At 40.2% G+C, this 25,852-nt stretch carries 31 protein-coding genes; 27 read left to right on the top strand and 4 right to left on the bottom strand.

All coding sequences use genetic code 11. From position 1 onward, the window contains the following. Positions 1-225: 225 nt before the first annotated feature. The 4 genes from ACXAHI_RS07380 to mbcS all read left to right on the top strand — a co-directional run bounded on the left by ACXAHI_RS07380 (position 226) and on the right by mbcS (position 4,566). Entirely contained in the window at positions 226-1,362 is a 1,137-nt protein-coding gene (locus ACXAHI_RS07380; RefSeq protein ID WP_474846978.1) for a cysteine desulfurase family protein, read from the top strand. Between the two features lie 7 nt (positions 1,363-1,369). Next, on the top strand, positions 1,370-2,566 hold the full coding sequence (gene thiI / locus ACXAHI_RS07375) for a tRNA uracil 4-sulfurtransferase ThiI (protein WP_474846977.1): 1,197 nt from the start codon (positions 1,370-1,372) through the stop codon (positions 2,564-2,566). Between the two features lie 88 nt (positions 2,567-2,654). Continuing rightward, the gene (locus tag ACXAHI_RS07370) at positions 2,655-2,843 is read left to right on the top strand and encodes a small, acid-soluble spore protein, alpha/beta type (protein ID WP_474846976.1); all 189 of its coding nucleotides are present in this window, start codon (positions 2,655-2,657) and stop codon (positions 2,841-2,843) included. Between the two features lie 142 nt (positions 2,844-2,985). Further along, positions 2,986-4,566 (top strand): acyl-CoA synthetase MbcS, encoded by a 1,581-nt coding sequence (mbcS, locus tag ACXAHI_RS07365; protein ID WP_474848107.1) that lies wholly within the window; start codon positions 2,986-2,988, stop codon positions 4,564-4,566. A gap of 45 nt (positions 4,567-4,611) precedes the next feature. Here mbcS and ACXAHI_RS07360 read toward each other — a convergent pair whose 3' ends face one another. Next, positions 4,612-5,685: an undecaprenyldiphospho-muramoylpentapeptide beta-N-acetylglucosaminyltransferase gene (locus ACXAHI_RS07360; RefSeq protein WP_474848105.1), complete on the bottom strand. Its 1,074-nt coding sequence runs from the start codon at positions 5,683-5,685 to the stop codon at positions 4,612-4,614. A 168-nt stretch (positions 5,686-5,853) separates the two neighbouring features. Between ACXAHI_RS07360 and ACXAHI_RS07355 the strand changes: the two genes are divergently transcribed. Then, a complete protein-coding gene (locus ACXAHI_RS07355; RefSeq protein WP_474846975.1) occupies positions 5,854-7,449 on the top strand; it encodes an amidohydrolase in 1,596 nt (531 codons plus the stop codon). Positions 7,450-7,484: 35 nt separating this feature from the next. Here ACXAHI_RS07355 and ACXAHI_RS07350 read toward each other — a convergent pair whose 3' ends face one another. Further along, complete coding sequence (locus ACXAHI_RS07350) at positions 7,485-8,282, bottom strand: NAD kinase (protein ID WP_474846974.1); 798 nt, start codon at positions 8,280-8,282, stop codon at positions 7,485-7,487. Between the two features lie 230 nt (positions 8,283-8,512). Here ACXAHI_RS07350 and sppA point away from each other — a divergent pair, with 230 nt between their 5' ends. The 9 genes from sppA to ACXAHI_RS07305 all read left to right on the top strand — a co-directional run bounded on the left by sppA (position 8,513) and on the right by ACXAHI_RS07305 (position 15,818). Then, complete coding sequence (gene sppA / locus ACXAHI_RS07345) at positions 8,513-9,508, top strand: signal peptide peptidase SppA (protein ID WP_474846973.1); 996 nt, start codon at positions 8,513-8,515, stop codon at positions 9,506-9,508. Between the two features lie 14 nt (positions 9,509-9,522). Next, complete coding sequence (locus ACXAHI_RS07340; RefSeq protein WP_474846972.1) at positions 9,523-9,996, top strand: RDD family protein; 474 nt, start codon at positions 9,523-9,525, stop codon at positions 9,994-9,996. 82 nt (positions 9,997-10,078) lie between these two features. After that, a complete protein-coding gene (locus tag ACXAHI_RS07335; protein ID WP_474846971.1) occupies positions 10,079-10,684 on the top strand; it encodes a hypothetical protein in 606 nt (201 codons plus the stop codon). Positions 10,685-10,709: 25 nt separating this feature from the next. Further along, positions 10,710-11,243 (top strand): GerW family sporulation protein, encoded by a 534-nt coding sequence (ytfJ, locus tag ACXAHI_RS07330; protein WP_474846970.1) that lies wholly within the window; start codon positions 10,710-10,712, stop codon positions 11,241-11,243. Positions 11,244-11,365: 122 nt separating this feature from the next. After that, positions 11,366-11,863 (top strand): thiol peroxidase, encoded by a 498-nt coding sequence (gene tpx / locus ACXAHI_RS07325; protein ID WP_474846969.1) that lies wholly within the window; start codon positions 11,366-11,368, stop codon positions 11,861-11,863. A gap of 136 nt (positions 11,864-11,999) precedes the next feature. Continuing rightward, a complete protein-coding gene (locus ACXAHI_RS07320; protein WP_474846968.1) occupies positions 12,000-12,992 on the top strand; it encodes a class I SAM-dependent methyltransferase in 993 nt (330 codons plus the stop codon). A gap of 173 nt (positions 12,993-13,165) precedes the next feature. Then, entirely contained in the window at positions 13,166-14,353 is a 1,188-nt protein-coding gene (locus ACXAHI_RS07315; RefSeq protein ID WP_474846967.1) for an acetate kinase, read from the top strand. A 108-nt stretch (positions 14,354-14,461) separates the two neighbouring features. Continuing rightward, a complete protein-coding gene (locus ACXAHI_RS07310; protein ID WP_474846966.1) occupies positions 14,462-15,310 on the top strand; it encodes an EcsC family protein in 849 nt (282 codons plus the stop codon). Position 15,311: 1 nt separating this feature from the next. After that, positions 15,312-15,818 (top strand): MogA/MoaB family molybdenum cofactor biosynthesis protein, encoded by a 507-nt coding sequence (locus ACXAHI_RS07305; protein WP_474846965.1) that lies wholly within the window; start codon positions 15,312-15,314, stop codon positions 15,816-15,818. 64 nt (positions 15,819-15,882) lie between these two features. Here ACXAHI_RS07305 and ACXAHI_RS07300 read toward each other — a convergent pair whose 3' ends face one another. Beyond that, complete coding sequence (locus ACXAHI_RS07300) at positions 15,883-16,185, bottom strand: radical SAM protein (protein WP_474846964.1); 303 nt, start codon at positions 16,183-16,185, stop codon at positions 15,883-15,885. 100 nt (positions 16,186-16,285) lie between these two features. Here ACXAHI_RS07300 and ACXAHI_RS07295 point away from each other — a divergent pair, with 100 nt between their 5' ends. Then, on the top strand, positions 16,286-16,456 hold the full coding sequence (locus ACXAHI_RS07295) for a hypothetical protein (RefSeq protein ID WP_270179584.1): 171 nt from the start codon (positions 16,286-16,288) through the stop codon (positions 16,454-16,456). A gap of 20 nt (positions 16,457-16,476) precedes the next feature. Here the strand turns inward: ACXAHI_RS07295 and ACXAHI_RS07290 are convergent, their stop codons facing one another. After that, on the bottom strand, positions 16,477-17,820 hold the full coding sequence (locus ACXAHI_RS07290; RefSeq protein WP_474846963.1) for a purine-cytosine permease family protein: 1,344 nt from the start codon (positions 17,818-17,820) through the stop codon (positions 16,477-16,479). Between the two features lie 117 nt (positions 17,821-17,937). Here ACXAHI_RS07290 and ACXAHI_RS07285 point away from each other — a divergent pair, with 117 nt between their 5' ends. From ACXAHI_RS07285 to ACXAHI_RS07230, 12 genes are all read left to right on the top strand, one after another. Then, positions 17,938-18,315, top strand: coding sequence for a hypothetical protein (locus tag ACXAHI_RS07285; protein WP_474846962.1), 378 nt, complete (start codon positions 17,938-17,940; stop codon positions 18,313-18,315). A 55-nt stretch (positions 18,316-18,370) separates the two neighbouring features. After that, the gene (crcB, locus tag ACXAHI_RS07280) at positions 18,371-18,736 is read left to right on the top strand and encodes a fluoride efflux transporter CrcB (RefSeq protein WP_474846961.1); all 366 of its coding nucleotides are present in this window, start codon (positions 18,371-18,373) and stop codon (positions 18,734-18,736) included. 1 nt (position 18,737) lies between these two features. After that, positions 18,738-19,079 carry a fluoride efflux transporter CrcB gene (crcB, locus tag ACXAHI_RS07275; RefSeq protein WP_474846960.1) on the top strand — a complete coding sequence of 114 codons (342 nt, stop codon included), beginning with the start codon at positions 18,738-18,740 and terminating at the stop codon, positions 19,077-19,079. A 130-nt stretch (positions 19,080-19,209) separates the two neighbouring features. Next, on the top strand, positions 19,210-20,331 hold the full coding sequence (gene ald / locus ACXAHI_RS07270) for an alanine dehydrogenase (RefSeq protein WP_474846959.1): 1,122 nt from the start codon (positions 19,210-19,212) through the stop codon (positions 20,329-20,331). A gap of 81 nt (positions 20,332-20,412) precedes the next feature. Continuing rightward, a complete protein-coding gene (locus ACXAHI_RS07265; protein ID WP_474846958.1) occupies positions 20,413-20,883 on the top strand; it encodes a DUF3939 domain-containing protein in 471 nt (156 codons plus the stop codon). Between the two features lie 51 nt (positions 20,884-20,934). Further along, the gene (locus tag ACXAHI_RS07260; protein WP_474846957.1) at positions 20,935-21,447 is read left to right on the top strand and encodes a DUF4178 domain-containing protein; all 513 of its coding nucleotides are present in this window, start codon (positions 20,935-20,937) and stop codon (positions 21,445-21,447) included. Between the two features lie 13 nt (positions 21,448-21,460). After that, positions 21,461-22,132 carry a PspA/IM30 family protein gene (locus ACXAHI_RS07255; RefSeq protein WP_270179576.1) on the top strand — a complete coding sequence of 224 codons (672 nt, stop codon included), beginning with the start codon at positions 21,461-21,463 and terminating at the stop codon, positions 22,130-22,132. A 26-nt stretch (positions 22,133-22,158) separates the two neighbouring features. Beyond that, the gene (locus ACXAHI_RS07250; protein ID WP_474846956.1) at positions 22,159-22,731 is read left to right on the top strand and encodes a DUF4247 domain-containing protein; all 573 of its coding nucleotides are present in this window, start codon (positions 22,159-22,161) and stop codon (positions 22,729-22,731) included. 19 nt (positions 22,732-22,750) lie between these two features. Continuing rightward, positions 22,751-23,146: a DUF350 domain-containing protein gene (locus tag ACXAHI_RS07245; RefSeq protein WP_270179574.1), complete on the top strand. Its 396-nt coding sequence runs from the start codon at positions 22,751-22,753 to the stop codon at positions 23,144-23,146. Between the two features lie 26 nt (positions 23,147-23,172). Then, positions 23,173-24,717 carry a polyamine aminopropyltransferase gene (locus tag ACXAHI_RS07240; RefSeq protein ID WP_474846955.1) on the top strand — a complete coding sequence of 515 codons (1,545 nt, stop codon included), beginning with the start codon at positions 23,173-23,175 and terminating at the stop codon, positions 24,715-24,717. 68 nt (positions 24,718-24,785) lie between these two features. Further along, complete coding sequence (locus ACXAHI_RS07235; RefSeq protein WP_474846954.1) at positions 24,786-25,466, top strand: metal-dependent hydrolase; 681 nt, start codon at positions 24,786-24,788, stop codon at positions 25,464-25,466. Between the two features lie 108 nt (positions 25,467-25,574). Next, positions 25,575-25,820, top strand: coding sequence for a hypothetical protein (locus ACXAHI_RS07230; protein ID WP_474846953.1), 246 nt, complete (start codon positions 25,575-25,577; stop codon positions 25,818-25,820). Positions 25,821-25,852: the final 32 nt, after the last annotated feature.

Raw genomic sequence — 25,852 nt, 5'->3', positions numbered from 1 at the left:
CACAATTTATCGACAAAACATAACAAAGTCGTAAATGTTTTAAAATTCAAATAATAATAACCCACTATTGATAAGGTTTGTCGTTAGTTGGAAAAATAACCCTATAGGTTTTGGGAGATTATATAGAAAAAAACTTCTAGGAATTGTGAGGATTATGTTTGGCTATCCGTAAACCCTATGGTAAGATTATTAGTTGGAAATTAATAACGACTGAGGGTGTCAAAAATGATTTATCTGGATAATAGTGCCACTACCCAGCCCTATGATGAGGTCATCTCGGCTTTTAAGAAAACAGCACTTGATTATTTTGCGAATCCTTCTTCTCTGCATCGAAAAGGTGGAGAGGTAGAGCGGTTAGTGAGACAGGCGCGGAGAAGTATTGCTTCTTTGTTAGGTGTTGAAGAGGAAGAGGTGATCTTCACATCAGGCGGAACTGAGAGTAACAACCTAGCAATAAAGGGAACCGCATTCGAACATATGAAGCGCGGAAAACACCTAATTACGTCGCAAACCGAGCATGCATCGAGTATGGAGTCGTTCCGGCAGCTAGAAAAGATGGGATTTGACGTTACTTACCTCCCTGTTGATGGAGAAGGACAGGTTTCAAAAGATGATCTTGTTGAAGCACTTACGAAAGATACAATCCTTGTCTCCCTTTTGCACGTTAATAATGAAGTTGGTTCCATTCAACCGATAAATGAACTAGGTAGGATAATAAAAGAGAAGTCTCGGGCTTTGTTTCATGTTGATGATGTTCAAGGAGTTGGAAAGGTAGCATGTGATGTTCATTCAGTAGCCGATCTCGTCTCCTATTCAGCTCATAAATTTCATGGCCTAAAAGGGAACGGGCTATTAGTTAAGCGAAAAAATGTATCACTATTTCCGCTGCTTTCAGGTGGAGGGCAGGAGAATGAATTCCGATCAGGTACAGAAAATGTTCCAGGTATCGTTTCTACTGCTAAAGCACTTAGACTGTATATGCAGAAGTCACAATCTAATGTTAAAAAATTGAATGATTTAAAAGTAAAGTATATAGAGAAGTTAAAAGAAATTAACGAAGTTGTTATGAATACACCAACGAAGAGCGCTCCTCATATCATCAATTTTTCTGTACCAGGCATAAAACCAGAAGTATTGATCCACGCTTTAGAAGAAAAAGACATTTATGTATCAACACGTTCTGCTTGTTCTTCTAGAACAGCTGAGCCAAGTCATGTACTGACAGCATTAGGTGTTTCTAATTCTAGAGCTAGCGCAGCGATTAGGGTTAGTTTATCTTACGAAACAACTGAGAAAGAACTTGATGTGTTTCTGTTAGAATTAACAAAAGCAATTCATAAACTAAAAGAAGTAATGAGGTAATAACACAATGTATGATCATATAATAGTTCGATATGGTGAAATTGCACTAAAGGGAAAAAATCGAAAAGGATTTATAAATTCACTGAAAAAACGTGTGAAGAAAGTGACGTCAGAGTTTCAAGGTATCATCGTAACGCAATCTTTTGATCGAATGGTAATCAAACTGAATGGTCAATATCCTGAGCCCGTTCTTATAAAACTAAAGACAGTGTTTGGTATTCATAAGCTCAGTGTCGCAGTCAAAGCAGAGCTCGACCTCGAAGACATTAAAGAAAAGTCGTTAACTCTTATGCGTAATCAGCTAAGTGAGGGAATCAAGACCTTCAAAGTAACCGTTAAGCGTCCTAACAAGCAGTTTCCACACCGCTCTCAAGATATGAACAGAGAGATTGGTGGTTATGTTCTTCGTAATACAGAGAACTTGACAGTAGATGTACACCATCCCGATCGTGAACTGAGAGTTGAAGTGAAAAATGATGGTGCATTTATTAGCTGTGATCACTCAGAAGGAGCTGGTGGACTCCCAACGAACCAAGATAATAAAGTGATGCTCATGTTATCAGGAGGAATCGATAGTCCTGTAGCGGGGTATTTAACGATGAAGAGAGGCGTGAAAGTGGAGGCTGTTCATTTCCATAGTCCTCCTTTTACAAGTGAACGATCAAGACAGAAAGTAGAAGATCTGACAAGAGTGCTGGCACGATATGGTGGGGATATCCGCCTCCATATTGTACCTTTCACAAACACGCAGAAAACCATTCATAACGAGATGCCAGATAATTATAGCATGACGATTATGAGAAGAATGATGATGCGAATCACTGAAAGGATCGCTGAACAGACTGGGGCATTAGCGATTACAACTGGTGAGAGTTTGGGACAAGTAGCAAGTCAAACCATTCAAAGTATGAACACGATCAATGAGGTAACGAACTATCCTGTTCTCCGTCCATTGATCTCGATGGATAAAGTAGATATTATGAATATCTCAAGAGAAATCGATACGTATGATATCTCAATTAGACCTTATGAAGATTGTTGTACGGTATTTTTACCGGAGGCTCCGAAGACAAGACCTAAACGTGAACATGCCAACAAGTTCGAGCAGTACTTGCCGATCGATGAGCTAGTTGAAGAAGCGGTAGCAGGTGTTGAGACGATCGTTATAAAAGAAAATGAGGATGATTTCGGCGATTTACTCTAGTTTTCCAAGTTTTAGAGTTACTGCCATAACTTATTTAGGATAGCACTTCCTTTTCTATCAAACGATAGTGTCAAGGAGGTGAATTACCTTGGCTAGATCAAACAAACTTGTAGTACCTGGTGTACAGCAGGCACTTGACCAAATGAAGTATGAAATCGCTTCTGAATTCGGTGTGAATCTTGGACCGGATTGCACAGCTCGCGACAACGGATCTGTTGGCGGAGAAATTACTAAGCGTCTTGTACAGCAGTCTGAACAGCAATACAGCGGTAAATAATTTCATAAACGTGGATAGCGGAAGAAGCTGATGCTTCTTCCGTTTTTTGGTGCGCTAACGCGAGTGAGAGAGAAAGCTTTCCGTAAATATTCAAAACCTTTAAACTTTTGTGTATAATAAAACTATTGAACTTAAAGGAGGAATCAGCTTGCAAAATTTAATCGCACCCGAAACGTACAATCTTACGAGTGATATTGAAAAGTTCACTAGTGACGAATCAAAACTTGCCCTTAAGTGGAGAAATGATGAAGGTGATTATCAAGAAATTACATATAAAGGCCTAATTGAACAGGCGAATCGAATAGCTAGTGCATTAACTACAAATGGCCTCTCTATAGGAGACAGGGTATTAATCATGATGCCAAGACAAATCGATACATATGCTGTATATATTGCTTGTTTAAAAGCAGGGCTTGTGGTGATTCCATCGTCTGAGATGCTGCGTAAAAAGGATCTTGTTTATCGTATCAATCATGCTGAAGCTAAAGCTGTTATTTGTGATTCTGCTCTATTTGAAGCTTTCGATGGCGTGGAGGAAGAAGCTCCGTCTCTTCAGCTGAAATTTACAGTTGGCAGAGAAGTGAGCGGTTGGACCTCCCTTCTTGAAGCATCACAAAATGAGAGCGCTTTTTTTGAAGCTGCGGAAACAGCACGAGACGATATGGCGTTTTTGTCTTACACGTCTGGAACGACAGGTAATCCTAAGGGAGTCGTACATAGTCATGGTTGGGCATATGCCCATCTTAGAACATCCTCACAATCTTGGCTCGATATTCAAGAGGGTGATAACGTTTGGGCAACTGCAGGACCAGGGTGGCAAAAGTGGATTTGGAGCCCGTTTGTAGCAACATTGTGTAGTGGGGCGACTGGATTCTTATACAGTGGCAAATTTGAACCAGAGACTTATTTAAGCTTTTTAGGTGAGTATGATATCAATGTTCTATGCTGTACGCCTACTGAGTACCGATTGATGGCTAAAGTAGACGACTTAGAGAAGTACGATCTACCTGCTTTAAGAAGTGCAGTGTCGGCTGGAGAGCCACTTAACAGAGAAGTGATCGACACGTTTAGAAGATGCTTTAACATCGATGTACGTGATGGCTACGGTCAAACAGAGAACACGCTTCTAGTTGGTATCCTTAAAGGTATGGAAGTAAAAGCGGGTTCTATGGGCAAACCCACTCCAGGTAATCAAGTAGAAATCATTAATGAGGATGGTAATCCCGTTCAAGTTGGAGAAGTTGGGGATATCGCTGTTCATAAAGACGTACCAGCATTATTTAAGCGCTATTACAAAGATGAAGAACGTACGCAAATGGCGTTTAGAGGAGACTATTACTTAACTGGAGATAAAGCTTCAAAAGATGAAGATGGCTATTTCTGGTTTGAGGGAAGAGGCGACGACATCATCATAAGTTCTGGGTATACAATCGGACCTTTTGAAGTAGAAGACGCTCTTGTGAAACATCCAGCGGTACAAGAATGCGCTGTGGTCGCAAGTCCAGACGAAATCAGAGGTAACATCGTTAAGGCATATATCGTGTTGAAAGATCCTTCACAAGCAAGTGAGGAGCTTGTTCAAACGCTTCAGAAGCATGTAAAGGATTTAACAGCACCTTACAAGTATCCTCGTAAGATTGAATTTATAGAGGAACTTCCAAAAACCACGTCTGGGAAGATTCGTAGAATTGAATTACGTCAAAAAGAAAAACAAAGTGTATAACGTAATAAAGAGGACCTGCACGGTCCTCTTTATTTTTGGTCGTTCTTATTTATTGTTTGCTGTCGTTTTAATCAATTGCTCAATTTTGCTTGCTTGATCGCCTGCGTTATCTTCTTCCATCGAAATGATGTAGCGATCTTTGTTTGTGTATGTTTCTTCAACTGCTGTCATGAAAGAAGCGGGATTAAGATCTTCTTCAAGGAGAACATTCGCATACCCGGATTTTTTAAAGGACTGTGCATTTAAGATCTGATCACCTCTGCTGGCAGCCCTTGAAAGTGGAATAAGCAACATTGGTTTTTTAAGAGCTAGGAACTCAAAGATTGAATTTGAACCAGCACGAGAAACAATTAAATCAGCCATCTTCAATAGATCAGGAAGTTCTTCGGAAACATACTCATACTGTTTATAACCATTTTGTTTAAGAGAGTTATCTAATTGGCCTTTTCCTGTTAGATGAATGATATCGAACGTTTGTAGTAGCTCATCAAGCTTGTTTCTTACCGCTTCATTAATTTTCTTCGCTCCAAGGCTTCCTCCCATGATTAACATCACAGGCTTTCTCCCATCAAAACCAGTAAAAGCTAACCCAGCATCCCTTTTACCTTGCTTCAGCTCATCTCGAACGACTGCACCTATATATTCTGCTTTACTTTCAGGAAGGTGCTTAACGGTCTCGGGAAAAGTTGTGCATACTTTAGACGCAAAAGGAATCGCTATTTTGTTTGCGAGCCCTGGGGTTAGGTCTGATTCGTGTATAATAACCGGAACTTTGTTCAATTTAGCTGCAATGACAACCGGAACTGATACAAACCCACCTTTTGAGAATATAACAGAGGGCTTTTCTCGCTTAATGATGGCGAATGCTTCCCCCACGCCTTTTACTACTTTAAATGGATCTTTAAAGTTCTTCCAGTCAAAGTAACGTCGCAATTTGCCTGTTGCCACATGATGATAGGTCACGCCGGGAACTGGTTCTACCAGTTCCCGCTCAATTCCATTTATTGAGCCAATATAATGAACATCCCAGTTCTCTTTAAGAAAACGGGGTATTAATGCCAAGTTTACCGTAACGTGGCCAGCAGAGCCCCCACCAGTAAATAGTATTTTCTTCTTCAACGTATTGCCCTCACTTTCACAAATGTTCATAGCGTACTCCTTATTGTATCATGAGTTAAATTTGTACAAAGAGTCGTGTGTGAAAATCCAGAAGATTCACAGTACAGGAGTGTAATGATACAATATATCTACATTTTGATATTTTACATACGGAAGGAGAGAATTTCAGTGGGGAAGCTTTGGTATGGTGGAAAAATCTACACCCTCGTCGATGAGGGGCGTACAGTGGAAGCCGTTTATACAGAAGGTGGTCAAGTTGTGAAAACAGGTACGTTTTCAGAGCTAACCGATGAGTTTGGAAATCATATACAATCCTGGCACGATCTTAAAGGGAATGTTATGATTCCAGGTTTTGTTGATAGTCACCTTCATATGATTGGTCACGGTGAGAAGCTTCTTCGACTCGATTTATCCCTAGTGGATTCAGCTGAAGAGATGAAACGATTGTTAGTTGAAAAAGTTAATGAATCTTCTCCTGATGAATGGATTATTGGTGAAGGTTGGAATGAAAATAATTTTTCGGATCGAAAAATATTCCATCGAGATGAACTCGACCGAATTGCTCCTAATAATCCAATGATGCTCACAAGAGTGTGTAGACACGCCATTCTTGCGAATTCGATCGCCATGGACCTAGCAGGCATAACAGATAGCACTACCGATCCTGAAGGTGGTGTCATCATGAGGGATAACGACGGAAGGGCCACTGGATACCTTCTTGATAAAGCTCAAGAATTAGTGAAAGACGCGATGCCAGAAGTAAGTCTTTCTTTTCTTGAGAAAGCATTGACTTCTTCTGTGGACGATCTCATTTCAAAAGGTGTTACAGGAGGTCATACGGAAGACCTTAATTACTATGGAGGATTTACTCGGACATACAAAACGTTTCTATATGTAATCAATGGTACCCGAAAGTTTAGAGCCAATTTGCTTGTCCACCACGAAGTGATCGAAGAAATGAGGATGCAGGGACTAGGTTTCGGAGATGGAACAGACTATGTTGAATTAGGTGCGATGAAACTATTCGCAGATGGGGCTCTTGGTGGACGTACTGCTTTGTTAAGCGCTCCATATAATGATTCACCAGATACTTCTGGAGTCGCGATCCACAGCGTAGAAGGCTTAGAAAAACTTGTGCAAAAAGCAAGGGCTCATCATATGCCAGTTGCAATCCATGTAATCGGTGACCTAGCGTTAGAGTATGCGATCGATGCGATCGGAAAACATCCACCACATCATGGTCTCAGAGATCGTTTGATTCATACTCAAGTCGTTAACCAGGATTTAATCGATAGGCTAAAACAATTGCCGGTGATATTAGATATCCAGCCAAGATTCGTTGCCTCTGATTTCCCTTGGGTAATGGAGCGTTTAGGTGAAGAACGGATGAAATGGTCCTTCGCATGGAAAACGTTACTCGATAACAAAATTCCTATTGCAGGTGGATCAGATGCACCGATTGAACCAGTTGATCCCCTTTTAGGGATACATGCGGCTGTGACTCGGAAGCGGCCGAACGAAACTCATGATGGATATTATCCTAACGAAAAGCTGTCTGTGTATGAGGCAGTATGCTTGTTCACAAAGGGAAGCGCATATGCGATAGGTAAAGAAAAGGAGCGAGGAATCATTAAGGAAGGTATGGATGCTGATTTTACAGTGTTAAACCGTGATATCTTTACTTGTGATCCAGACTTGATGTTAGACACAAAGGCCGTTATGACTGTCATCGATGAAACCATTCAATATAAAGACCTTGGTTAATGTGAAAAAGCACCGCAAACATGCGGTGCTTTTTATTAAAGAAAACTGCGCTGCACTTTGTGCCAAAACGAGTTGTCTTTCAGCTTGACTGTCTTGATTCGCTTATCTGGGATGCGGATCGTAAGTTTTTTTGCGTGTTGAATACTTAGTGCTTCGTTGTCGATTCCGATGATTGGATAATCGTTTCCATCTTGTACGACTTCAAGGGAGAGCGTTCTCTCGTCGCTCAATAGAAACGGAGAGCCGAGCGTTCTATAATGATTGTTATTGAGTGAAGCAATTTCGCTAACCTGCATACATGCTAATTTCGGATCCACGACAGCTCCGCTAACAGACTTGCTATAAGCAGTACTACCCGTAGGAGTCGAAACGATCAATCCGTCTCCTCTGAATGTTTCGAAATGGAAGTCTTCTACATGAACATTCATAACGAGTGTTTTGATGATCGACGATCTAATCGTGCATTCGTTTAAACAGAAGAAAGAAGATTCATCGTTAACATTAACCTCGATCGTTGGGTAACGTCTTACTTCAATTCCTTCTGATAGGATATTCTCGACCATTTCAGGCAAGTTATCGATGTGAAAATCACAATAAAAACCTAACTCTCCTGTAGAGATCCCAACGTAAAGACAGTCTTCGCGGAAACCAGTTTTTCTTACTGCTTGTAGAAACGATCCATCACCTCCGATACTCGCGATGATACTAGCGTCTTTCGAATCGTCTACAACATGAAAATCATATTTACTTGCAAGTTCTTTTAAAGGTTCAACTTTTTCTCGAAGTTCTTCAGTCTCTTTATAGAAGAAAAATAAATTACGACGATTTGGCATGCAAATTCCTCCTCCAACGATTGTCTTCTTAACTGTACCATTCTCTGAATTTAGAAAAAAGAAAAAATTAGCTATTTTATCAGTGCGTCCTTAGTTTATCTTTACGCCCTAAATTCATTCCTTACATTTCAAAAATGGTGCAGTTCGTTAATCTGTATGGTATTCTCGAAATTATGAAACCAATAACTGAGCAAAGACGTACATAAGGTAGAACATAGAGGAGGTCTATTATGAATGGAAAACGATGGCTAGCGCTTGGAATTGCAGTGGTATTAATTATTGTTTCGATTGGATTCAATGTTGTTTCAAGCCTTGCCTTTGGAAACTGGCAAGAAGAATTGAACTCATCTGATGAATTCGCAGAAACGGTTATCGAAGAGGGGAAGAGCCTCAATAAGATCGTCGTTTTAAATGTAGAAGGTGTTATTCAAGACACAGCACAGGGCTCGAGCTTCTTACCTCAGGCAGGTTATAACCATGACGTATTTTTGAAACGCTTAGAGCACGCTGGTGAAGATAATAGCGTAAAAGGGATTATACTCAGGCTCAACACTCCAGGTGGTGGAGTGGTTGAAAGTGAAGAGATTCACGACAAAATTCTCGAGTTAAAAGAGAAAACGGATAAACCGATATACGTTTCAATGGGTAGTATGGCTGCTTCTGCAGGTTATTACATTTCCGCTCCTACAGATAAAATCTATGCGAGTCCATCAACCATTACTGGATCGATTGGCGTCATCATGCAGTCGATGAATTATTCTGAGCTTGCTGAGAAAGTTGGCGTGAAATGGGAAACGATTAAGAGCGGTCCTTATAAAGATATCATGTCTCCAAATCGGAAAATGAGTGAAGAAGAGCGAGAGATTCTTCAATCGATGATCGATAATTCTTATGAAGCATTCGTTCGAGTGATTAGCGAAGGAAGAGGAATGGATGAAAGCCAAGTGAAAGAGCTTGCTGATGGGAGAATTTATGATGGCCGTCAAGCAAAAGATGTTAACCTTGTTGATGGGTTAGGTAATCTTGAAGATACGATAACCGATATGCGAGGAGAACTTGGTGACAGCAAGCTTAGGGTCGTTCAGTATAAGCAAAGTTTTGGATTCGAATCTCTGTTCGAAATGACGGCAGCTAAGCTGATGGGGTCAGAAAAAGATCTGCTTGGAATCCAGCAGCTTTTATCAACTCCGCCATCACCGAAACTCATGTATTTATATTCTGAATAAGGAGGTAGGCAGAAATGGATGAGACAATGAACGTGCATACTGCCCCTCCTGCATCTGTAGAGGAATCCAGTGTTAGATATGCGGGTTTTTGGATGCGATTTTGGGCATATATAGTTGACGTTATCGTAATTGCAAGTTTAAACGGAATTCTGATTACACCTTTTGTGAAATGGCTTGAAATTCCTCCGGGCGAGCCTGGATTCTTACCTTTACAAGGTGTTCTGACTGGAATCGTATTCTATGCTTACTTCATCTTAATGACAAAATTCCTTTCTCAAACACTAGGCAAAATGTTGTTTGGATTAACTGTTAGAAGAGAAAAAAAGGAAGATTTAACATGGGGAACTGTCATTTTTAGAGAAGGGGTCGGAAGGTTTATTAGTAAAACAATTTTATTTGTAGGATATATCATGGTGGGCTTCACTAAACAGAAAAAAGGGCTCCATGATATCTTTGCAGATACAATCGTCGTTCATGAAGAAAAATAATTTTTTTGAATAAACCTGCCTCTATTGGGCAGGTTTATTCTATACATAATTGTTTTATTGAGATGTGAGGTGGAGGGCAAACATGTATATCGCAGTTGGCATCATATTCATTCTACTTCTATTAGTAACTTTGCTTATATTGTTCTCAACAGTCAAACTCACATTGATGGTGGAGCATTCTAAAGCAGTTGAGGAAGTAGCAGTTGAAATTTCAGCGTTGTTTGGCCTCATTTCTCACTCTACGACGATTCCTTTAATCGATCTGCTTGAACAAAAAGAAGAAGAGTTAAAGGAAAAAGTGAGAGAACAGAAACGGTTTTCGCCAATAGAAGGAATAAAAAAGTCAAAGATATGGTTTAGTAGGGGGATGGAAAGTAGGAAAGCAGCTTCATTCATGCTACGAAAGACAAACATAAGAACTGTTCAATGGGAAACTAATATTGGAATAGGGAATGCAGCGACGACAGCAGTAGGAGCTGATCTACTATTGAATACTAAAATAGCTTTATTTGCTGTTCTCTCCCACTACACAAATTTACTAGCCGTTCCTCAGTTGATCGTTACGCCGATGTATGAAGTGAAAACAATTCAGACGTATATAAGATGCATGATAACTTTCAAACTGGGGCATGCTATGATCGCGGTGATTAAATTATTGAAGTCTCAGAAAAAGCTTCAGGAGGCTTAACGGTATAAGTGAAGGAGGCATTCAGATGGGTGGGCATCCGATAGAAGGACTCATGCAGACAGCGATGGAAAACTTGAAAGATATGATCGATGTTAATACGATCATTGGCGATCCGGTAGAAACGCCGGACGGAAGTGTGATTTTAACCGTATCGAAAGTAGGTTTTGGGTTTGCTGCGGGTGGTAGTGAATTCATGCTTAAATCACAATCTCAGTCTTCGCAAAAGGATCAAAGTAAAGGAGAGCCTTTTGGTGGTGGAAGTGGTGGAGGTGTATCGATAACTCCGATTGCTTTCTTAATCGTAAGTGGTAGCGACATCAAAATGATTCATCTCGATAATACGACTCACCTTTATGAAAGGCTTTTAGACCTTGCTCCACAGGCGATCGAGAAAATACAAGGCATGCTTCAAAGCATGGGCAGCCAGGGGAAAGACAACCATAAAAGTGGTCAAAATGGTCAATCGGACCATTCTCAGTCAAGGCAATCTCAAGGCAAGTATCGCTCTCAGCAAAGAGGCCAACAACAAAATGATGAAAAACAGGATTTAGGATTCTAACCCGGTTAAGGTACCGGGTTTTTTTATGTATGACAACACACCACTTTTCTTGAAATAATAATGAGTCACCGATATGATGAGAATAGTCGTACATACGACCAACTCATAAAGGAGGTTTTAACATGGCAAATATTACATTTAAAGGTACGCCTATGACTCTTCTTGGAGAAGAAGTTAAGAAAGGTGACACTGCGCCTGAATTTACTGTGCTTGCGAACGATTTGTCGGAAAAGAAGCTCTCTGATTATTCTGGAGTTCGTCTAATCAGCGTTGTTCCGTCACTTGATACTGGGGTTTGCGATGCTCAAACGCGTAGGTTCAATGAAGAAGGTGCTAAGCTTGACAATGTATCAGTCCTAACGATCAGTGCCGACCTCCCATTTGCTCAAAGACGCTGGTGCGGAGCTGCTGGAATTGAAAATGCAATCACACTTTCAGATCATCGTGACTTATCATTCGGTAAAGGATATGGTGTTGCGATTGAGGAACTTCGCTTACTTACGAGAGCAGTTTTCGTTGTGAACAGTAAAGATGAGGTTGTTTACACAGAGTACCTTAGTGAAGCAACAGATCACCCTGACTATGAAAAAGCATTAGAAGCTGCAAGACAAGCTGACTAACAGGAAAGGACTTCGATGATGGTCATCGAAGTCCTTTTTTTTAGAACGTCTTCGCCTCATAAACGATGTTATTTGCGAAACGGTTCCTTACTGTTTACAATAGAATCGGCGAACTAATAGGCAGGAGGCCAAAAAAATGAACGAATTAACTGTAGAAAACTTATTCAATATACTCGATGAATCGACATTGGTCATTCAAAATAAATTAGATATGACTTATTTAGAAGCACTTGTTGAAACGGGTTTAAACTTTTTTGAAGAATCTGTGCTTCAAGAAGAATTAGACGATGAGACGATTGAACGTCTTAAGAAGCTATATGAACCACTTACTCTAGAAGGTGCAGAAAAAGAAACGATTCGGAAAGGAATTCAGCTTGCGATATTAAAAGGTATGAAAAAAGGTGTTCAACCTCATCATGCTATGACACCGGATAGTGTTGCGCATCTGATCGGTTTCCTCGTAAACAAATACACAGAAGTATTAAATCTTGAAGAAGTGAAGCTTCTCGACCCAGCAGTAGGTACCGGAAATTTATTGACTGCTGTCTTAAATCAGCTTAAAACACAAAAGGTCTTGTCTTATGGGGCAGATGCTGATGATTTATTACTGCACATCGGATTTATTAATGCAAACCTGCAAAAGCATCAAGTTGAGTTTTTACATCAAGATAGCGTAAAAGACCTTTATGTGCCACAAGTAAATACGATCGTTACAGATTTACCTGTTGGGTATTATCCGCATGAGGAAGTCGCTCTGAACTATACGTTAAAAGCTGATGAAGGGATGTCTTATGTTCATCACCTGTTAATCGAGCAAAGTTTAAATCTGACAGAAGAATCCGGAATGCTCTTCTTTATGATTCCTAACTTCTTGTTCAATGATGAAAGAGGTCATCATATTCAAAACCTAATCAATGAACGATCGAACATTCACGGAATCATTCAACTTCCAACGAGCCTCTTTGCTAACGAAGCGCAAGCTAAAAGCATTCTTGTCGTTCAGAAAAAAGGTGATAAGGCTCTAAAACCGAAGCAAGTAATGATGGCAAAGCTCCCTTCTTTCTCGAACAGAGAAGCGATGGTGAATATGATGCAACAAATAAACGGATGGTTTCAACAGCTTACCTAACATCCGTTATGAAACGTTTACAAATCAGAATTGGCGGAATACTTTTATGTAAGCGGTTTTCATCTTGAATAAAGTTATTTTGGGTGTTTAAATAAGTAAGGTGTGAAAAGATAGAAGGGTATACCCCTTCTATTTTCGTGTCGTTAATTACAGTATAAAAGGAGCTGTCACATATGGCGAAAGTAATAGCAATCAACGCCGGTAGTTCTTCTTTAAAATTTCAACTTTTAAATATGCCGGAAGAAACTGTTATCACTAAAGGAATTGTAGAACGTATCGGTCTTGATGACGCCATTTTTACAATTGAAGTAAACGGTGAAAAAGATAAGAGTGTAACTGAGATCCCTGATCATGCAGTTGCTGTAAAAATGTTACTGGAGAAGCTGTTCGAACACTCAATTATTTCTTCATATGATGAAATTGAAGGTGTTGGTCACAGAGTCGTACATGGTGGGGAGAAATTTAATGACTCCGCCCTCATTACGGATGAAGTATTGAAAGGAATTGAAGAAGTATCGGAACTAGCACCATTGCATAACCCTGCAAACTTGGTCGGAATCCGTGCATTCCAAGAAATTCTCCCTGATGTTCCTGCTGTTGCAGTTTTTGATACTGCGTTCCACCAATCTATGCCTGAACAATCTTACCTATATAGTCTTCCTTATGAGTACTATGAAGATTTTGGGATTCGTAAATATGGATTCCACGGGACATCACACAAATATGTGTCTGAACGTGCAGCGGAATTACTAGGTCGTCCACTAGAAGAACTACGTCTTCTTTCGTGTCACCTTGGAAACGGGGCTTCAATCGCTGCGATCGAAGGCGGAAACTCAATCGATACATCGATGGGCTTCACTCCCCTAGCTGGTGTAACGATGGGTACTCGTTCAGGAAACATTGACCCTGCTTTAATTCCATTCATTATGGAGAAAACAGGACAAACTGCTGAAGAAGTGCTTAATACGTTGAATAAGAAAAGTGGTCTCCTAGGTGTATCAGGATTCTCTAGTGACCTTCGTGACATTACTTCTGAAGCGGAAGCAGGTAACGAACGTGCTGAGCTTGCACTAGAAGTGTTCACATCAAGAATCCACAAATACATCGGTTCGTATGCTGCGCGTATGTCAGGTCTTGATGCGATTATCTTCACAGCTGGTATCGGTGAAAACAGTGATACAGTTCGTGCGAGAGTATTACGTGGACTAGAGTTTATGGGTGTTTATTGGGATCCTGCTCTTAACAAAGTAAGAGGAAAAGAAGCATTCATCAGCTATCCTCACTCTCCAGTGAAAGTTATTATCATTCCAACAAACGAAGAAGTGGTCATTGCAAGAGACACAGTTCGTCTTTCTCAATAATAGGTAAGAGCATCTGCTTAGCAGGTGCTCTTTTTTATGGCGATTGGAAGTTTTACTCTGAAAAAGATACAATATAAACATAGCATTAAATGAAGGGAGCGGTTGTGATTGGTATGGACTGAAAGAGAAGAGAGAAGGTTGGAAGAAATTAAGCAATGGGAAAAAGAGCATTTCGCTCAGCATGCTACTGATATTGAACGTACGTTTCAGAAGTGGTACGAATATCAGCTGAAAACAGTTGATTCAAACACAAGAAATAAGATGTATTCTGTCATTGACTCTGTATTGTTCCACATGCATGCTTTTATCCAAAATTCCCAGTCTCAAGTTGATGCGAGCAATCGTTTATTAACCGATGCACGGTTATTTAACCCTGAAATAGAACAAATCCAAGATATGAAGAAGCTTTCAGTCGACCAACTTGCTTACATAGCAGATCAACAGATTGCCAGACAGAAGATGGTTTCTCTCGCGCAAGGAGGACTCTCAGGTACAGGAAGCTTACTATTGTTAGGTCTAGATATCCCAGCTGTTTTAGCAATAAACTTACGTACAGTGCAATTGATTGCGATGACGTACGGTTATCCGGTTAGCTATCCAGCCGAAATGATGATCGCTTTAAAAGTGTTTCATATGGCAACGCTGCCAAAGGGCCTTCAGAAACAAGGCTGGGTAGCTCTAGAAGAAGAAATTTCGCAGGGACATGAGCATCCTTACTTTTATGAAGGAAGTGAGGAGGTAGCTGATTTGAACTGGCTACAAGGTCCTATGAAGCAAATGGTAAAGGGTACTGTTTTGATGATGCTGAGGAAAAAAGTTATTCAAGGTATCCCGCTGTTTGGAATTGCGATTGGAGCTAGCTTAAATTATCGATTCACCCGATCGGTAAGTGAATCTGCTCATAAGTTTTATCAAAAACGATTTTTAATGGAGCTACAAATGGAGCGAGGTGTATGAATTGAGCGTGAAAGAACATAAGGCAGATGCACCCTCGTCCATACGAGTACTTATTGTAACAGTCAGTGATACGAGGACACTTGAAACCGATAAAAGCGGTGTGCTCATGTCGCAAATGCTCGAAGAGAAAAATCACCACATTATTGATCGAGTTGTTATTAAAGATGATAAAGAATCGATTGAAAACGCAGTGGAGCGCGGTGTAACTAACAAAGAAGTTGATGCGATTTTGCTGAATGGTGGTACAGGCATCTCAAAAAGAGACGTTACATATGAAGTGATTGCCAATATGCTTGAGAAAGAGCTCACTGGGTTTGGAGAGCTGTTTCGAATGCTAAGTTATACAGAAGATATCGGATCTCCCGCTATGTTATCACGGGCCATCGGAGGCGTATTAAATGAAACGGCTATTTTCGCATTACCTGGATCCTCGGGAGCGGTTAAACTAGCTATGTCGAAATTAATCGTACCTGAATTGCCTCATGTAGTAAGAGAAATAAATAAGTGAATAAGGTGTTTCACCAAAAGGGCTGCCGTTCAACTATGGCAGCCTTTTACTATACATCGAGAGTCTATTTTGTTGTGATCAAAAAGGTCTTTCTGTACCACAACCATAAATCATTAATAATCGAAGCAAGATCAGCGATTTGCGTGTTCAAACTGCACGAGGTTTCAAAATTTTCTTCATTACTTAGCAGTGATTGTTTTTCCATAATCTTTCCTTCAAGTTCAATGATTCGATCTGGAATCGTACTTCTAATTTGTTCCCATCTGTGTAAGATTTCTTCCTGCTCGTCTAGGGCAAGCTCCTCCCAAAACAGTTCGAGGATTGGGACATCGATTTGTAATCGCTCGTCTCGATAAAATGGTAACATTTTCTTCCCTCCTTACTAGATGATAACGTGTCCTTCCATTGATATTTAAAAGTGGGCGGGGAACACTAAAGAAGCAAGACTGAATTAAAGGGAGGTTTTTTTGGTGAATAAAAATAAAGATGAATTGATCTATGATCAAAGCGGTGAAATGACTGTGCATCAGCAGTTGAGTGAATCATACCAAAGCGGCGTCATTGATCAAGATGAAGCCGTTAAGCAAGGAAAAAACAATAAGTTTCCTCCAAAACAAGATAGAAAAAGCTATTATTAGGATGTTAGAAAGTTCATGTGTTACACATGAACTTTCTTGCTTTTTCTATTACAGCCCCATTTCTTAATGCCAACGTAAAGGATAGAGGTTAGTAAGAACGATAAGAATCCTGGAGATAATGAAGTGGGGAGCAGTAAGTAAGTGCACATTCCGAGTGCGATAGCGCCAAACCCTGCTAGGTTGATTACATTCTCTTTATTATTCATCGATGAAAGCAATTCGGTTGTAAAACGAGCTTTTTTTATGATCAGAAAGTCGGTAATGATAATAGCAGACAGAGGAATAACGAATGCACCTAATAATGAGATGAACTGTTCAGCTTCATCGACAAGCGCTGGAAATGCACTCAATGCAATTGCACATATCCCAAGTACAATAGCGCTTTTTACCCTTCCTAAAGTTGGGAAGGTGTTTAAGAGGCTATACCCTCCTGTATACGCATTGCTGATATTAATCGTAAACATCGAGCATAGTGCGGCTACAAAGATAAACGTTAATAATATTCCTGAGTCAGTATAACGACTTGTAATGAGAAACGGATTCCATGATTCTGAAGCAGAGGCTGTGTACGCAGCTAAAACAGCGGTAAATAAAAATCCTATAGAATTGCCTACAAACAATCCGATAAAAGCATGTTTTGCTGTACGGGCATACCTCGTCATGTCAGATGAACTACTCACACCTGATACATACTGTACGAACGCTAGGCTTGAATAGAAAAACACAGTGGAATACTCAGGAGCTTTATGACTCGATAAGATGGAAGTAAATGGTTTCCCTCCAACATCCGAGGTAATGAAGACAATAATCATCGAAACAGTCCCCGCGAACAACAATGGGAGGATGAAGACGGTTGCTTTCTTAACTGCATTGAACCCTACTAATGCAAGTGTAGCCATAATCGTTGCTAAAAGGAGAGTGACTGGGAGGAAGGGCAGCTTAATCGAGAGGACGCGATCGACCAATTCGACAGCCATGTAGGTTCCCCCTATAGTTTGTACTGCAAACCAGTAGAGTGACGTAATGGTTCGTACAGGTGACGCAAAATATTGTGCGCCTTTATGTCCTAGGAAGGAACGGACTGCATATTGTGAAGGAATTCCTTTCCTCGCACCTGGGAAGGAGAGGAAAGAGACGAATATAAAAGCAAGCATCGCTCCAAATACAGTAGAAAGCACTGCCCAGGTAAAAGTCAATCCACCTTCTAGAACAGCAAGAGCTGGAACTAAGAAATTACCTGCATTTACTGAAATCGTCATTTGAATCATCGCGTATTCGTACCAAGATGTTGTACGTAAGTTTTGTGGCACAGATTCTAGGCCGAATCGTTCAATTTTCGGTTGATGTTTGTTAGTTGAATTCATGGAGACTCCTTTTTGTTGTGCTTACTTCTATTTTAGTTTGGTAAAGAGAATGTTGCAATCTAGAAGTAGAGGAATAATTATCAAAGTTTTTTCTCAGCATAAAGATGAGGTGATCTTATGAAAAAGCTAAGTGTAAGTGTAATCCTAGCAATTCTTATGGTGAGCGTCCCTTTTCGGGTAGAAGCATCTTCTTTACAAAATAGTTTCTTGTTCAAATGTACTGTCATCTCTCAAGGCGTTGAAAATGAATGGGAATTTTCAAGCCCGAACGAATACGAGGTGGAAAAGGGGAACTTAGTGAGAAAAGGTGCTGATGCGAAGGAAGACGTAACATCACTCTATGAGCACCTGAACGTTTCAGAGCTTTCTCAGGTTGATGAACTGGTAAAGAAAATAAAAAAGTATGGCTATGACGCAGACCGGTTCGAAATGAAATGGATGGATGCTAATGGGCGACTCTTTACGTGGGTTTGGGATAAAGAGAATAGTGAGTAGACTTTAGAGTATGGTTCCGATAAGATGAGAAAAGATTGATCAAAGGAGTCAAGAAATGAGATATAGTTTCGCTGTTGCAGTTGGTGGAGCGCTTGGGGCTCTACTACGAAGTACGGTCGGCACTATGATGAATGGTGTCCCTTTCTCAACTTTTCTCGTCAATATCATCGGCTCGCTTTTATTAGGTTTCTTTTACCGTTTTATTCAAGATAATCACCTTTCTGAATGGAAGAAAAAGCTGATCGCAACGGGGCTGATCGGTTCTTTTACGACGTTTTCTACGTATTCTTTAGACCTATTCGTTTATTTAAAAGCAGGTCAGTTCATGACTGCTTTTCTTTATGGAATGGGGAGTGTTGCTTTAGGACTATTGGCCGCTGTAATCGGTGCGTTCTTTGCGAAGCGCGTTAGGAGGGAGTAGCTTGCAATGGTTAATGATTGCAGTTGGTGGGGCGGCAGGAGCGCTATTAAGGTATATCGTTACTCTATTGTTTAATAAGATGAGCTTCATGCAAAGATTCCCGTTAGCCACAATAATAGTTAACCTGGTAGGAAGCTTTCTATTAGGTGTGGGTTACGGATCAAGTGAATTTGGGCCAGCAGTATCGACTGGTTTTCTTGGTGCGTTAACGACATTTTCTACTTTTATTTACGAAACGATCGATCTATCTTCTAACCATAAGTACCTTGCTATTATTTATGTGGTGATCAGTACATGCGGTGGGTTGTTAATGGCTGCTTTAGGTTATATCCTTGTTGTGTGAAGAACCTTTGAAAAGGGTTTCAAAATTTTTTGGAGGAAAGGTTCCTAATTGGTAATCGGAATGTTATGATGATAGAGGTTTTGAGAAAAGCCCTTCCATTTATAGTTTGAAAGTCGAAGGAGGATTATCTATGCGTATCGGAGTTCCGGTAGAAATAAAAAATAACGAAAATAGAGTGGCTATGACACCGGCTGGCGTCTTAAGTCTTACTAATTTTGGTCATGAAGTGCATATTGAAAAGGGAGCAGGTATTGGATCAGGTTTTACTGATGAACAATATATTGAAGCAGGTGCTCACCTTGTAGATACTGCAAGTGAAGCGTGGAGTATGGAAATGGTTATGAAGGTTAAAGAACCATTACCAGAAGAGTACGGTTATTTCCGTGAAGGACTTATTTTATTTACATATTTACACTTAGCAGCAGAACCAGAGCTAACTCGAGCTCTAGTTGAAAATAAGGTGATCGGAATCGCTTATGAGACCGTACAAGCACCAAATGGCTCGTTACCTCTTCTAACACCTATGAGTGAAGTAGCTGGTAGGATGTCAGCCCAAATCGGTGCGCAGTTCCTAGAAAAGCCAAAAGGCGGTCTAGGTATCCTTCTCGGCGGAGTCCCTGGAGTTAAACGAGGAAAAGTTACCGTAATCGGCGGTGGGGTTGTAGGTACGAACGCAGCTAAAATCGCTATGGGTCTAGGTGCTGACGTTACGATTATGGATCTTAGTCCTGAACGTATGCGTCAATTAGATGATATCTTCGGTACTGAAATCAATACGATGATGTCTAACCCTCTTAACATCGCTGAAGCTGTAAAAGAATCCGATCTCGTTATCGGTGCTGTTTTGATACCAGGTGCAAAAGCACCAAAGCTTGTAACAGAAGATATGATTAAAGACATGAAACCTGGGTCTGTAATCGTGGATGTTGCGATTGATCAGGGTGGAATTTTTGAAACAACAGACAAAATTACAACTCACGATAATCCGACTTATACAAAACACGATGTCGTGCATTATGCAGTAGCGAATATGCCTGGAGCTGTTCCACGTACATCAACGATCGCTTTGACGAACGTAACAGTACCATATGCGATCCAACTTGCAAATAAAGGCTACAAAACTGCTTGCTTACAGAACGAACCACTTCTAAAAGGAATCAACACGATGGATGGATTCGTAACGTATGAAGCAGTGGCAGATGCTCACGGTTTAGAATACAACAGTGCAAATAAAATGTTAGGAAGTAATTAATACTTTGTTAAGCAGCTGAGATCAGCTGCTTTTTTCTTCTATAATGAAAGGGAAAGCATCGAGCGAAATAGAAGGAGGGGAATGGTCATTAAATTTTGGAGAAAAAAGGAGAAAGGCATTGTTCCTTCTGAATCATATAACGTGATCGACGCTTCACTTGAAGATATCCGTCGATCTGTTAGTGAATTTGCAGACCAGAAGCGGGAAGGGATATCGCTTAAAGTTCTCGTACTTGAAGATAATAGAATAGATATGACGCTTCTTGCTCCGTTTTTAAAAGGGATTCCGTCAAATCCGTTCTATATGTCGAGGGAAACCTTTGAGCTCTTCACAGAACAGGATCGTGAAATACCTCGGTGGATCGATAAAGTGCAAATTGCTGTAGATTCATATGTAAGACTAGAAGATGAACTTCCGATAATAGAAGGGGACCCCTATAATAAAGTAAGCATCTATAAGTTACAAAAGAAATCGTTGATCGATGAAAAACCACCATTTGATTTATACATCACGATGGAGGAACATATGGTAAGTCGTTTTAAAAAAACGTGAAACTTTTCGTGAGTAAACTCGTAAATAGAATATAGGATAGGGGGTGTAAATTTGAGTTTTCTTTCAAAGTTATTTGGCAAAAAAGATAAAGAACAGCCTAAGATAGAAGACAGGAATGTTTTTAATATTCAAGTGGGGGATATCGTTACGTATGACCTTGAAGATTACGAAGTTGTTGGGACACTAACGTATAACAATCAAGGATACAAGTGGTATGCCTATCAAATGCAAGCTGGGTCATCTTCCATTTGGCTTAGCGCTGAGATGGACGATGAGCTGGAGCTTGGGATTTACAAAACAGTAAAAGAGAAACTCTCTAAACCCATTCCACAAGAAGTGAAGGTCGATGGTACAACATTTCACCTTGATGAAAGTGGTAAAGCGCTTGTTTCAGGTACGGGCAGAGGTAGTAACCTTAACGGCCAACAAGTAGAATACTATGACTTCTCAGATGAAAATGAAGAGGAATTTCTGTCAGTTGAAGTTTGGGGTACTGAAGTGGAAGTGAGCAAAGGGTATGAGGTTGAGGAATACGAAATTAAAATACTTGCAGGAAGCAAATGAGAGGATGAAATAAATGTTTAAAATGTTTAAACGAGTAAAAACACTCATGTCATCAGAATTAAATGCTGCGCTAGATAAGGCAGAAGATCCGGTCAAAATGCTAGAACAGTTTATGAGAGATATGGAAGCGGATATTCGTGAAGCTGAAACAGCTGTAGCAAAGCAGATTGCTAACGAAAAGATGCTAAAGAAAAAATGGGATGACGCTAATGCGATGGTAGAAAAGCGCCAGGAGCAAGCTGTGAAGGCACTCGAAGCCGATAATGATGAGCTTGCTAAAAGAGCATTAGAAGATAAAAAAGACCATCAAGCAAAAGCTGAAACGATGAAAGAATCGTACGAACGAGCAAAGGCTGATGCAGATTCATTAAGAAGCAAGCTTGATGAGATGAAAGAAGAACACCGCCAAATGAAATTGAAAAAAGATAGTCTTAAAGCACGTGCGGAATCTGCAAAAACAAAAACAAAGATCAACCGTGCAATGTCTTCAGTCGGTAGCGACGATTCCAAACGAGGTTTTGAAAGAATGGAAGAAAAGGTCCTTCAATATGAAGCTGAAGCTGAAACGAGCGAAGATATGCGCTCAGCTGATCGTTCATTAGATGATGAATTAGATGCCCTCGATAAGAACAATGGTATCGACGATGAGTTAGCAGAACTTAAGAAAAAAATGGGGAAAGAATAACTCTTTCCCCTTCAAGGGGTGGAAGGATGAAAAGGCTGACAGGATTAATTCTGTTGACAGCATTCGTTCTACTCATATCGGCTTGCGGTATCACGAAAGATATTCAGGAAGTCGTAGAGGATCAATACCAACTTGAAGATGTTGTGGAGAGTAGCGTGGACACTGGTGATGTTTCTAGGATTTACACAGCAGGTGGTAAAGATATTCCAGCTGTCTCCTCCTATCTTCAAGAACAAATTAAACCGAATGAAGTCAGCGAATTAAAAGATGGTAAACAAGTTCTTGTGTATGACGATTATATTGTATCGTTGACAGAAGGTGAAAGTGATGCGAACACACTTGTAGAAGTAGCAACGATCGGATTCGTTAGAGACAATTATCAGCCAAGTTTCTTCGATGGCTTATTAGCTTATTACATACTTGATGAGATTCTCGACGTCGACGATTGGGGAAAGAAGCAAAAAAAACGTTGTTCTAATAGCCTTGGGAATTGTTATGGAGGCTATCTATCAACTGGAGGAAATTACAAAGGACCTTCAACAATCCCATCATTTAGAGGTTCTGGAAGCCGTGGCGGAGGACCAGGAACAGGAAAATAAGTAAAGGAGAGTTATTAAAATGGGGCCATTTTTGTTAACGTTCGTCTATTTTATTGCAGCGATCGTAGTCGTTGCAGCGGGGTTAATCATCTTTGAATTGATTACCACCAAATATAAGGATTGGCAGGAAATCGAAAAAGGAAATACAGCTGTCGCACTATCAATAGGTGGAAAAATAATCGGTATATGTTTAATTTTAGCTTTCTCGATCTATCACAGTTCAGATGTTTTAGACACTGTTATTTGGGGTGGATATGGTGTTGTTTTACAATTAGTCGCTTATTACATCTTTGACTTTCTTACAAGACGTTTTTCAGTGGAACAAAAGCTACATGAAGGTGTGGTAGCAGTAGGGATCGTCTCGATGTGTGTGTCGATCGGACTTGGATTTGTAGTGGGGGCATCCATTACATAAGAATATGACAGCTGAAGGTGAAAGACATGAGTAGGATAACAAATAAGAGCAGTCAGCTGTATTGGGCTTCAGGGATCGTTTCAATTTGCGGCATCATCTTTGAAGTGCTTTTTGGTGCATTAGGCTCTTACATTTTAGGGGATGGTGTAAAGCAGTATACGATTACGATTTCTTTGTTTCTTACAGGCATGGGAATCGGAGCTTCTTTGAGTGAAAAGGTAGTCAAAAACCTTATAACAAGGTTTATCGTCATCGAACTTATGATTGGAATCATAGGTGGTATATCAAGCTTTGCTGTTTTTGGAATTACTTCTATCGCAGGTGAAGAGTCAACCGCAATTTTCCTTTATAGCATTATTCTCATAGTAGGTGGGTTAACTGGTCTTGAATTACCTATTTTAATTAGAAAAGCGAATGAAATAGGCGTAGAGATGAACAAAAGTACCGCGCGGGTACTTTTTTCAGATTATGCAGGTGGGCTTGTAGGAGGACTGTTGTTTGCCTTTTATCTTAGACCAGAATTTGGACTAGTAAAGTCAGCATTCCTCGTTGCATTGATCAATATATTAGTTGCGTTCTGGATGATCATATCATTTAGAAAAGAAATTGTGAGAAAAGGGATATATATCTTTGCTGCATCAGTTGCACTGGTCACAATGATTGCAGGAGTTTTGTTCGGTGAGGAAATCGCTTTTTCATTTGAACAACGTCTCTATAAAGATCCTATCATACACTCTGAAGAAACAGCTTATCAAAGAATCGTTCTAACAAAGGAGCAGGGTGATCTCAGGCTATATTTAAACGGACAGCTGCAGTTTAGTTCAAGTGATGAGCATCGCTACCACGAAACTCTCGTTCACGTACCGATGGCTGCAAGTGAGGAGAAAAGTAACATCCTACTCTTAGGAGGTGGGGATGGACTTGCTGTTCGTGAGCTGCTTAAATATGATGAAGTCGATTCGATTACGGTAGTCGATCTTGATCCGCGCATGGTCGAACTTGCGCGTGCCAATCACATGTTAGAAGAGTTGAATCAACAAGCGTTAGATGACGATCGTGTCAAGGTAGTGAATGCTGATGCGTTTAAATACTTGGAGAATGAAACTGAGCTATTCGATGTAATCATAAGTGACCTTCCTGATCCAAATAATGAATCTTTGAACAAACTATATACTTGGGAATTCTATTCTTTGGTAAGAAACCACTTAAAGCCTGAAGGAGCAATGATGGTGCAGGCAACTAGCCCGGTATTTGCAACGGAAGCTTATTGGACGATTTCAAAGACCATTCAGGAGACAGGCTTACATACAACAAACTTTCATGTAGACGTTCCGAGTTTTGGGAATTGGGGATTCGTTTTAGGGACGAGGACAAAGGTTAACAGTGAAGATTTAAGAATCAAGGTCGAAACCGAATATTTAACGACAGAGATTGTTCCATCTTTAACTGCATTTGGTAAAGACGAGGATTCGACAATAATACAGGATGGAAAGGAAGTAACAATCGAACCAAACACCTTGATTCGACCGAATCTTATCGAAAAATACGAGAGAGCTTGGCAACAATATTAGTTTAGTAAATTGTTCTAAGGGAAAAAAACAGATGAATCCATTATTAAGCATGTAAAGGAGCGGTTTTGATGCAAGTAACATTTCATGGGCATTCAGTAGTTGAGATCGTAACTGACAAAGCAAAGATTCTTATCGACCCGTTTATTACTGGTAATGAACAATGCGACCTTGATGCTAACGAGGTAACGTGTGATGTTATCTTACTTACACATGGGCACAACGATCACGTTGGTGACACTGTTGAAATCGCAAAGCGAAATGATGCGCTCGTTGTAGCACCTTTCGAACTTGCGACGTACTTAGGCTGGAAAGAATTAAATACACATCCGATGCACATAGGTGGAGCACATGAATTTGATTTTGGAACGGTCAAGCTGACGCAAGCTTTCCATGGTTCAAGCTATATGGATGAGGAAAGTAAACAGATTATTTACACAGGTATGCCTTCTGGGATTCTGTTTACTGCTGAAGGTAAGACAGTTTACCATGCTGGTGATACTGCGTTATATTCTGATATGAAGCTGCTTTCAGACGTGAAGATCGACCTCGCCTTTATCCCAATCGGTGATAACTTTACGATGGGACCTGATGATGCGGCTATCGCTACAGAATGGATCAATGCAGATTTAACTGTACCCGTTCACTACAATACGTTTCCTGTCATCGAACAAAACCCAGAAGCTTTTGTAGATAAGCTAAAAGGAAATAAGGGCAAAGTAATGAAGCCGGGGGATACAATTAAGTTATAGTTGAACTTACTTTAAAGAACCGATGACTTTTCATCGGTTCTTTTTTGACGTGTTAAATGGTCATGCTCTTTCATATCCTTTTATAAGGATGTTTAGGGAGGAATGAAAGTGAAGCAACGACTTTTTTTATCCGTTCTGTGTATTCTTTTTTTAGTATATGATGCAGTGCCGCGTTTTCAGTTTGATCTAACATTAGAAGGAGCATTTTTTGGTTTGTGGTTAGTGTTTGCTTTAATGGCATTGGGAGGAAACTTTGTTGGCTTGTACTTTGGGAGAAAAGAGAAAAGCCCAAATTTACCGCGTCCAATTGCAGATACTAAAGTAGAAACGAGAAAAAAGCAGTACAGCCGTTGAAGTTGCACACATTAGTTATGTATAATGAAGTC

It is taken from the genome of Anaerobacillus sp. ABD4_527, assembly GCF_056160805.1.
The sequence above is the reverse complement of the archived record's forward strand: the minus strand, read 5'-3'. Positions and strand labels throughout refer to the sequence as shown.